Genomic DNA, 9438 nt, shown 5'->3' on the forward strand with positions numbered 1-9438 from the left:
ACGGGTCGCCCCGCCATACCCGACGACCCGGATACCATCGAAAAACCAATCCGAACCCGATCAAGCCAGGCCGCTACCGCCCTGCAAGATCGAGGCTAAAGAACGTCGGCAATTGCATATCGACCGAAAATCGTTGCGCGGCAGTCGCGGTCCACTTTATTGCTTCAAATTAACTACAAGCCACAGTTATATGCATTGGCTCGATCGAAAATCCTTATCCGGGCAGCGAAGAGCGCCGCTCTCGGCGGGTTCCTTGACGCGGTATCGGTATTCCCTGGGTCGATATACGACAATATGGGTTATAGCAATGTCCATAGACTGGAACCACGTTCGATCCAATCAGCCTGAGTCGAGCCGATGACACCCGGCCCAGGCATTGATCACCACCTCCGTCTATTACCAGCAACTTCGGCTGAACTGTCCAATTACCACGACCGAAGTCAACGCTTTGCGCCCGGCTGGGTTATCCGCGCGGGTGCCGCGGCGCCGATGGTCGTGGTCGTAAACGTCGGTGCCGGATTGGGGTAGCAGGACACCGGAACGTCCAACGGGCCGAACGGCCCCTGAACGTTACTGGTGAGTGTCAGGCCCGGGTCGCTGTAACTGGTTCCGGACAGCGTGGTGGTGATCGAACCCGAGGTGCCCGCCGTCACGCCAATCGTTTCCGCAGGTAGGGTGAAGTTCGAGCCACCCGCGATCGGGCCGGGGATGCTCAACGCGATGTTGCCTCCGGAAGTGTCGACGGTGCCGGTCACAGTGCCGCCCGACACGGTGGCAGAGTTGACAGTGGAATTGGTCGGGTTCGGCATCACCAGCCGCAGGTCGTGAATGTTGTTGACGGTGAATCCATTGGAATTGGCCGGGACCGTTTGCTGGGTCGAGGACAGCGTGATCGTCACCGCGGAACTCGGCCCGGCCGAGGTGGGTGCGTCACCGGCCACCTGCATGGTCATCGTCGTCTCCTGGGACACACCGAAGACAGTTCCCTGACATTGGAAGTTGACGGTGGTTGTACTCTGCGGATCAGCATCGGCCGGTGACGCCAGACACCACGTCGCCGCCAGCGCGATCGGAGCAGCAGTAGCAATCCGGATAAGTAGGGCGATGGTCGGCTTCATGACTCTCTCCAAAGGCATAGACGAAAAGTGGCGGCGCAGTTGCTGATTCAGCATCGCCGTCACCGAAACCGGACCTAAAATGTAACCCGTTCTCGTTGGTCAGATGCCCAGTTTCGATACCCCCTATTTGACGCACAAGCGACAACTTGTGCGCGCCTGGATGTCGGATCCCGCTCTACGACAGAACCTTCCCGCTCCGTGGCCGGATCCTTACGCGAACCAGCGTCGATCGTGCATCGAAAGCTTCAGTCCGATACCGAGATTGCAATAGGCACGGCCGCAACGGTTCATCGAGAACTCCAGGTCGAGAGGCGCCGCAGCCGAGGCTGCCAGCGCTCCTACCAACGCGCAAAGGCCCCGCCGTGCAACGGCATTCCGATCGCGTGGGGCGGCCGGTAGGTTGCCCGGCATGTCTAGCGACGATCTTCCGGCCGAGGTCGGTCGGAGTGTGGATCTGTTCCTGACCGCCGTCGACGAGTTGGTGCCGGGCTTGGTCATCGGGTTCTACCTGGTTGGATCGGTAGCCTTGGGTGACTTTCATTCCCGCGGTGCCGGGCGCGGTCGGCTCGATACGGCCAGCGATATCGACTTCGTCGCAGTGACCGACCGTCGTCTGGAGGGGGAATCTCAGGAGATGGCGGCGTTGGCCGAGGCGCACGCCCGTACGGTGGCCGCCTTCCCACGGCCGAATTTCGACGGCGCGGTTCTCACCTGGGCCGACTTGGCGGCAGGACCGAGCGGCTGCCCCGATGTCCCGTGCGCCCAGGAGAGCCGGTTCACCCCGGCTGGACGGTCCGGCATCAACCCGGTGACGTTCTGCGAGCTGGCCTGGCACGGGATCGCGGTGCGCGGACCACAGCCGACCGATATCGACGTGTGGGCCGACCGGAATGCCTTGCGCGAGTTCACCATCGATAACCTCCGCGCCTACTGGCGGCCGTGGTGGCAACGGAACCGGCAGCGGCGTCCGTTACCTCTCGCCATCGGACTCAGTGCGTGGTTCCCAGTCTGGACCGTTCTCGGCGTGAGTCGACTGCATCATCTTCTCGCCACCGGAACGTTGACCTCCAAATCCGGCGCTGGCCGGTACGCCCAGAAGGTGTTCGACCCGCGCTGGCAGCGCACCGTCGCCGAAAGCCTGCACCTACGCACCAACGGCACCGAGGGCCACCGCGGTTACCGCAATCCGCTGGCCCGCCGCCGCGACACTCTCGCCTTCCTGGACACCACCATCGACGCTGCGTTGGCGCTGCCCGTCGAGTCCTGACCGCGCCACGTCCCAGAGTCCTCGGAACTCGATACGGCCGGACGAGGCGTGCACGCGATAACCTTCCAGAAACACCGTCACCGCAAGGGATTTGATGCAGACAAGCCTGCATCCGCTGCCCGATGCTCGTTCCCCGTCGGTTCACGAATTCCGAAGTGGCCGTGGCGACGAACTGCCGGGTCCAGGGCTCGATGACTGGACTGCCGTGAGGCCCCCGGGGCCTCGCGTCTGTGCAGTGTTAGAGAGTTGCGCAGCAATCGGTTTCACGCGGTGTTTCGTTCACTCGGTCGGCACTTTGCCGGTGATCAGGTCTATGAAGCTGTTGGGGGCGTTGTCGCCGAAGAGGACTGTCGGATTCGGCGGCGAACTGCGCGCTGCGCGGGAATAGGGCTTGTTCGTATTCCGCCAGTGCAGTGGCATGTCGCGAACAAGAGCGAACTGCTCAAGGCCGCCACCGCCGTCGCCGTCGCCCGCGCAGTGGGCAACCCCGACCCCGATGCCTCCCCGCGCGAGGCAATCCATGCCGTCGCGCTCGGAGTTTCGACGCGATCGACGCACCCGTGGATCGGCGCGCAACTGTCGCGCCCTCCGTGGCAGGACACGATGGCGGAGATCTTCGAGCGCATCGGCCGAGCGGTGCAGGCGCTCGCAGCTTCTGCCACAGTGCAATTCACCTCGACGTTGGCACTGCTGCACTACATCATCGGCGCGAGCGGGCAGAACGCGACGAACTCCCGGTCCGCGGCAGAGCTCGGCGACAGGCAATACGTTCTCGCCACCGAGACGCAGCGCTGGGAAGGACTCGATCCCGAGCAGTACGCGTTCACCCGCACTGTGGCAGAGCGACTACGTGCGCACGACGATCGCGCGGAGTTCCTCGCCGGAATCGATCTCATCCTCGAGGGCATGCCGTTCTCGACAACAGTACTACATGTGCATACAGTCCGTTATGGATACTTCGATAAGTTAAAAAACGTGCCGATATCCTTGAATTGCGCGTCACCCGTTCACGCAGATACGGTCATGTGTGTCCCGCCCCTGCGAAGCAGCGGAACTCGTCGGTCCCTCATGCCAGGCTTCAGATGCTCACTTATTCCGCAGCCGGAGGGAACGACATGGCCGATATCGACGACCGAGCTGACGCGGTCCATCGGCGGGTGTTGCCCTGCGAGGGCTGGTCAGCCAGCGACCTGATCGAGTGGCCGTCGGCCACACCCGTTTGCGGCGGTTCGCTGCAGCATCGTCCTCACCACGCCGGATCCAAGCCCTGCGCGAGCGGATCGATCCTGCTGTCCGCCAACGCATTCGACAGCCGCGCTTCGACAACCTCTCGTGGCGCGGCTGTTATATCCGAATGACGCTGCGATTGCGCTCAGCTGCCTAGTCTCGACGGTAGCCCGGCCAGACGGTCGCGGCCTGGACAACGACGACGATCCGTCGTCGTTCTGGATCGGGAGTTTCGATGAACTTGTTCACCGTTCGCCGCGGCATCGCCGTCGTGGGAATCGCCGGGGCGGCCGCGGCCGTCGCGTTGACAGTTCCCGCGTTGGTTACCGCTCAGCCGGTATCCCCCATGTCGAGCGTCGCGCGAGCCGGACATCCGGGGATCGTGCTGGCGGACGGTCCCGGCGATCCGAATACCGGGACAAAGGGTCCGGGCGACCCCAGCGCCGGACAAGGCGGAGGTCCGGGCAACCCCGGTGCCGGGGGTGCAGGCGACCCCACCATGGGGCAGGGTTAAAGTCGGCCCGACAGGCATACCAAGGTCACATTCCGCCATGCGGCAGGAGAGCACCCGAACAGCCCACCTGCCGCATGAGGTGCATGCCTGATCACCTGTCCGGCAACATATCCGGCGTTGCCAGCGCAGTCTTGCCGACACCGCCTACTCTGTGCACGAAGATCAGGCCCGGTTCGGCCAGCGCGCTGATCGGTTGACCACCAACATCTCTGAGACGTCCGCACCTGCCGAATCCCGAACGTTCGCGAGGGACCGTTGAGCTGTGAAACGGGGTCTATAGCGCGCCTGTACAGTCGACGAAGTGTTTTCCGACTATCGACAACTGGACCGCAAACTCACCCTGGTCAACCGCAAGCTCGACCTGATCATGCAACATTTGGGCATTCCGGAACTCGGACTCTCCGACGCGCAACTGACCGAAGTGGATGAGTTGCTGCGGAACAACCAGACGATCAAGGCCATCAAGGCCTATCGTGAGCTGGCTCCGGAGACCAGCCTTATCGATGCCAAGCAGGCCGTCGAGCGACGGGCGCGGCGGATCTGACTCGCACGGCTCGGCCATGAGCAACCGGTTCAGCCGCTACCTCCGGTATCGGTGTTTCAACCGTCACGAGTCAACCGAAGAAGACCGTGTCCCTTCCGGGTAACGCACGATAGGCAGCCGCACGGCGAGCGTTGGTCAATCGTCCGAACTGGTTGGCTGACGGTGCTTCCCAACGCGCACTCTTGCCGATGAGCGCGTGTTACGCGCTCCGGCTCGGCTTGTCAGGCGCAACGAGACTCGGAATCCAGCTCTATTCGCTATAAGATTGCCAATCGGCCGAACTGCGGCCAGTGCTTCGTTCGAATCGCAGACTGATCCTTACACAAACAGTTTGTATGCTAGCTAAATGAACAAGCGGCTTATTGGGTTCGCGATCGCGGCTGCGCCGGATCGCTCGTCGCGGTGGGCGCGGTTTCGCCGACGAGTTTGATGAGCAGGGTGGTCAAGCGCCGCTGTTCGGCGGCCGTCAGTGGCGCGAGTGCGGCGGCGTCGACTTCGTCGGCGACCGGTGTCGCGGCCCGTATCGTCGCTTTGCCCTTGGTGGTGAGTCGCAGGAGTTGGCGGCGGCGGTCGGCCCGGTCGGAACTGCGGGTGATCAGCTCTCGTTCCTCGAGGCGATTGAGTAGTCCGGCGAGGGTCGACTTGTCTATCGCCGCGCGCGCTCCCACGGTGACCTGGTCTAACCCGGGGCTGCTGCTCAGCACGCTCAGTACCGCGTACTGCGGTTTGGTGAGTTCTGGCAGGCGCGTCTGCCAGCCGGCGGTATGGTCCTGCAGGACTCGCCGCATGAGATGGAACACAACATCGTCCGGATGAGCCATAGGTCCAGGATAGTATCTATACGGACGGTTTGTATACAAACTAGTAGCTGACTCGCTCTCACATCCATCGAGAGGAACATCATGCGACTGATCGTGGCCATGACCGGCGCTACGGGCGCGGCGCTCGGAGTGCGGCTGCTCGAGGAATTGCGTGCGCGCGAGGATGTGGAGACTCATCTGGTGATCAGCCGCTGGGCCCGCAGCACCATCGAATGGGAGACAGGCCTGAGCGTGCGCGATGTCGCCGCGCTGGCCGACGTCAGCTACAGCCCGGATGATCAGGCTGCCGCGATCTCGTCGGGATCCTTTCGCACCGATGGCATGGTGATCGTGCCCGCGAGCATGAAAACCGTCGCCGCGATCCGGCACGGGTACGCTGACGGGCTCGTCGCCCGCGCGGCCGATGTCGCGCTCAAGGAGCAACGCAAGCTGATCATCGTTCCGCGCGAAGCCCCGTTGAGCGCAATCCATCTGGAGAACATGCTCGCCCTGGCGCGGCTCGGCGTGCTGGTCATTCCTCCCATGCCGGCCTTCTACCAGCATCCGGTCACCGTCGAGGACGTCGTGGCGGGATTCGTCGGCAGGCTGCTTGCCCATTTCGGTATAGAGAGCGAACACAACTACGAGTGGACCGGCTTCAAAGACGCCCGAGCAGCCGACGCGTCCCGAGAGGGGCTCCGATGACCACCGGCGCGTTCGACGGCCCGCTGCCGCCGATCACGGATCTGCGGTCCGCGCTCGACCGGTTGCGCCGGTTTCCCGGGCAGTTGATCGAGACCGATCATCCGGTCGATCCAGCCGGGCAACTGGCCGGTGTGTACAAACGCATCGGCGCCGGGGGCACCGTGGAACGCCCCACACGCACCGGCCCCGCGATGATCTTCGGCAATGTCACCGGCTATCCCGGCTCGCGAGTCTTGGTGGGGCTCATGGCAAGTCGGGAACGGGTCGGCCTCTTGCTCGACAGTCCCGCCCGCGCGCTCACCCAACGCATGGCCGAGGCGATCGACACGGCGCAGGGCCCGGTATTCGTCGGCCCCGACCAGGCTCCGTGCCAGGAGATCGTGCACCGTGCCGACGATCCGGGCTTCGACCTGCGTACCCTGCTGCCCGCGCCGACCAACACACCCGAGGATGCCGGTCCGTATTTCTGCCTCGGCCTGGTGCTGGGCAGCGACCCGGAATTGGGCACCGATGTCACCATCCACCGCCTGTGCGTACAAGGGCGTGACGAGATTTCGATCTTCTTCGCGCCCGGCCGCCACATCGACGAATTCCGCCGCCGCGCAGAAGAAGCCGGGCGGCAGTTCCCGATTTCGGTGAATATGGGCTTGGACCCCGCCATCCCGATCGGCGCGACCTTCGAAGCACCCACCACCCCGCTGGGCTACGACGAACTCGCTATCGCCGGAGGACTACGCGGTGCCCCGGTCGAGCTGGCCGACTGTGTCACGGTGCCGCAGAAGGCGATTGCCCGCGCGGAGATCGTCATCGAGGGCTACATCCTGCCCGGCGTGCGCGTGGCGGAGGATCAGAACACCCATACCGGTCACGCCATGCCGGAATTCCCCGGTTACGATGGACCCGCCAATCCGGCCCTGCCGGTCATCAAGGTCACCGCGGTCACCACCCGCCGCGACCCGATCCTGCAAACCCTTGTCGGGCCCGGTGAAGAACACACCAGCCTTACCGGAATCCCCACCGAGGCAAGCATTTTCAATGCCCTGCACGCGGCCATGCCCGGCTTCGTCCCCGAGGTCCACGCCCATACCGCCGGCGGCGGGAAGTTCCTCGCGATCCTGAAGTGCGACAAGAAATCCGCCTTCGACGACGGCCGCGCTCGCCAGGCCGCGCTCGTCGCGTTCGGCGTCTATTCCGAACTGAAAAACATCGTCCTGGTCGACACCGACGTCGACATCTTCGATAGCGACGACGTGCTGTGGGCCATGCAAACTCGCATGCAGGGCGATATCGACATCATCACCATCCCCGGTGTCGCCGGGCATGTCCTGGACCCCAGCCAGCAGCCCGACTACAACCCGGCACTGCCCGCCAAAGGCACAACGGCCAAAACGATTTTCGACGCCACCGCACCCTATCGCCTGCACGAGGCCTTCCAACGCGCCCATTTCCTCGATGTCGACCCCCGCCCGTATGCCCCGGGACTGAACCTCACCTATCCGTGACTCCTGGAAAGGACGATCGAGCATGGAACCTCGTATGGTGCGGACCACCACCGGGCTTGTTCGTGGCAAGTCCGAGAACGGCCTCGCGGTCTTCCGCGGCATCCCGTTCGCACAAGCACCGGTCGGGAAACTGCGCTTCCAAGCCCCGGTTCCGTACTCGCCGTGGAACGGAGTCCGCGACGCCGACAGTTTCGGTCCGCCGCCACCCCAGGCGTCGACGAATTCCACGACCAGCTCCGGCGACGAATGGTTGAGCGTCAATGTCTGGTCACCCGACGTGAAAGCAGCCCGGCTACCGGTGCTGGTGTGGATCTACGGGGGCGCCTTCATCATTGGATCGTCGTCCGAACCGATCTACAACGGGGCCACCCTGGCCTCTCACGGCGCCGTCGTGGTGTCGTTCAACTACCGGGTGTCGATGGAAGGCTTCGGCCGGATCGAGGGCGCGCCCACCAACCGGGGACTGCTCGATCAGATCGCCGCCCTGCGGTGGGTCGGCGACAATATCGCCGCATTCGGCGGAAACCCGGAAAACATCACCCTCTTCGGACAATCCGCGGGCGCGGGATCGATCGCGATGCTGCTGGCCGCCCCATCAGCACGGGGGTTGTTCCACCGCGCGATCGCTCAGAGCGTTCCCACCGCGCTGCAATCCCCGGAACTGGCCACCGACATCGCCACCGTGGTCGCCAACCAGGTCGACAAGCATCCCACCGTCGCCGAACTGACGTCGATCGATCCGTGGACACTCGCCCGAGCCGCGAAAACGGTGAGCGACAACATCCCCCAGCACCAGGACCGCTGGAGCTTCGGCCTCGTTGTCGCCGGAACCCCGTTCGGTCCGGTCATCGACCCGGAGTCCCTCCCGGAGTCGCCGTGGCAAGCCCTCGCCCGCGGCGCGAGCCGCGACATCGCGCTCATCGTCGGCCACACCCGCGACGAATACAACCTGATGATCACCGCATCGGGTGGCGCCGACACGATCACCGCCGCGCACACCGAGCAGGCGCTGAGCCTGCTCCCCCCGATACCCGACGGCCCCCGGGCATACCGCGCCGCCTACCAGCACGCCAGTGACGAACAGCTCTACCAGATCGCCTGCTCCGACTTCTTGTTCCGCATGCCCAGCCTGCACCTGGCGCAGGCCCACGCCACCGGCGGCGGAGCCACCTACCTCTACGAATTCCGTTACGAAACAAAGACGATGGGGGCCGCACACACCGCCGAACTCCCCCTGCTCTTCGGCACGCTCGACACCGCCGCCGGCGAACGCCTTTACGGCAACCCGCCCCCACAAACTGCCGTCGCGCTGGCCGAACAGATACAAACCGAGTGGCTGTCCTTCGCCGAGACCGGCGACCCCGAATGGCCCACCTACACCTCCGACTCGCAGCAGGCCCGCCGCTTCGACACCACTTCCACGACGGGCCGCTACCCCGAACAGGAGTCACAGCAAATCTGGGCCGCTGCCACCTTCGACCCGCTGCCCCTGCGACAGAGATGACAACAGCTGCCGAAGACCGTGACTCGACCTCCTGCCGAGGCCGGATGGGCGCTGTCGAAGACGATGTCCTCGAGGGTTGCCTGGAAACTACCTTTGCAACGCTCCGGCTACCTCCCGCAAGGGTAGAACGAGATACCCCCAGCGGGTGACGACTCGAACACAGTTACAGAGACTGAATTCGTGATGTCGTCATGAGCTGAGGGGTGCGAGGCCGGTTGCTGTGAGGCAGCCGTCGATCAGGTGGGGCCGGTGCTGAA

Annotated in this window: 9 protein-coding genes; 7 read left to right on the top strand and 2 right to left on the bottom strand. The window is 64.2% G+C overall.

The window, feature by feature from the left end:
• Positions 1 to 440 precede the first annotated feature (440 nt).
• Complete coding sequence (locus ACIA76_RS43285; protein ID WP_397161349.1) at positions 441 to 1181, bottom strand: hypothetical protein; 741 nt, start codon at positions 1179 to 1181, stop codon at positions 441 to 443.
• A 346-nt stretch (positions 1182 to 1527) separates the two neighbouring features.
• Here ACIA76_RS43285 and ACIA76_RS43290 point away from each other — a divergent pair, with 346 nt between their 5' ends.
• The 4 genes from ACIA76_RS43290 (at position 1528) to ACIA76_RS43305 (ending at position 4670) form a co-directional block, all read left to right on the top strand.
• A complete protein-coding gene (locus ACIA76_RS43290; protein ID WP_397161351.1) occupies positions 1528 to 2385 on the top strand; it encodes a hypothetical protein in 858 nt (285 codons plus the stop codon).
• 408 nt (positions 2386 to 2793) lie between these two features.
• Entirely contained in the window at positions 2794 to 3579 is a 786-nt protein-coding gene (locus ACIA76_RS43295; RefSeq protein WP_397161352.1) for a hypothetical protein, read from the top strand.
• A gap of 268 nt (positions 3580 to 3847) precedes the next feature.
• Complete coding sequence (locus ACIA76_RS43300; protein WP_397161354.1) at positions 3848 to 4126, top strand: hypothetical protein; 279 nt, start codon at positions 3848 to 3850, stop codon at positions 4124 to 4126.
• A gap of 301 nt (positions 4127 to 4427) precedes the next feature.
• Positions 4428 to 4670, top strand: coding sequence for a hypothetical protein (locus ACIA76_RS43305; protein ID WP_397161356.1), 243 nt, complete (start codon positions 4428 to 4430; stop codon positions 4668 to 4670).
• A gap of 359 nt (positions 4671 to 5029) precedes the next feature.
• Here the strand turns inward: ACIA76_RS43305 and ACIA76_RS43310 are convergent, their stop codons facing one another.
• Positions 5030 to 5491, bottom strand: coding sequence for a MarR family winged helix-turn-helix transcriptional regulator (locus ACIA76_RS43310; RefSeq protein ID WP_397161358.1), 462 nt, complete (start codon positions 5489 to 5491; stop codon positions 5030 to 5032).
• 81 nt (positions 5492 to 5572) lie between these two features.
• On the opposite strand from ACIA76_RS43310, the gene ACIA76_RS43315 reads away from it, so the two are divergent.
• From ACIA76_RS43315 to ACIA76_RS43325, 3 genes are read left to right on the top strand one after another with little or no spacing between them, the layout of a single operon-like run.
• Positions 5573 to 6175 (top strand): UbiX family flavin prenyltransferase, encoded by a 603-nt coding sequence (locus ACIA76_RS43315; protein WP_397161360.1) that lies wholly within the window; start codon positions 5573 to 5575, stop codon positions 6173 to 6175.
• On the top strand, positions 6172 to 7677 hold the full coding sequence (locus tag ACIA76_RS43320) for a UbiD family decarboxylase (RefSeq protein ID WP_397161362.1): 1506 nt from the start codon (positions 6172 to 6174) through the stop codon (positions 7675 to 7677). Before ACIA76_RS43315 ends, ACIA76_RS43320 begins: the two co-directional genes overlap by 4 nt.
• A gap of 22 nt (positions 7678 to 7699) precedes the next feature.
• The gene (locus ACIA76_RS43325; RefSeq protein WP_397161364.1) at positions 7700 to 9181 is read left to right on the top strand and encodes a carboxylesterase/lipase family protein; all 1482 of its coding nucleotides are present in this window, start codon (positions 7700 to 7702) and stop codon (positions 9179 to 9181) included.
• Positions 9182 to 9438 lie beyond the last annotated feature (257 nt).

The organism is Nocardia sp. NPDC051570, from assembly GCF_044454005.1.
Classification (GTDB): domain Bacteria; phylum Actinomycetota; class Actinomycetes; order Mycobacteriales; family Mycobacteriaceae; genus Nocardia.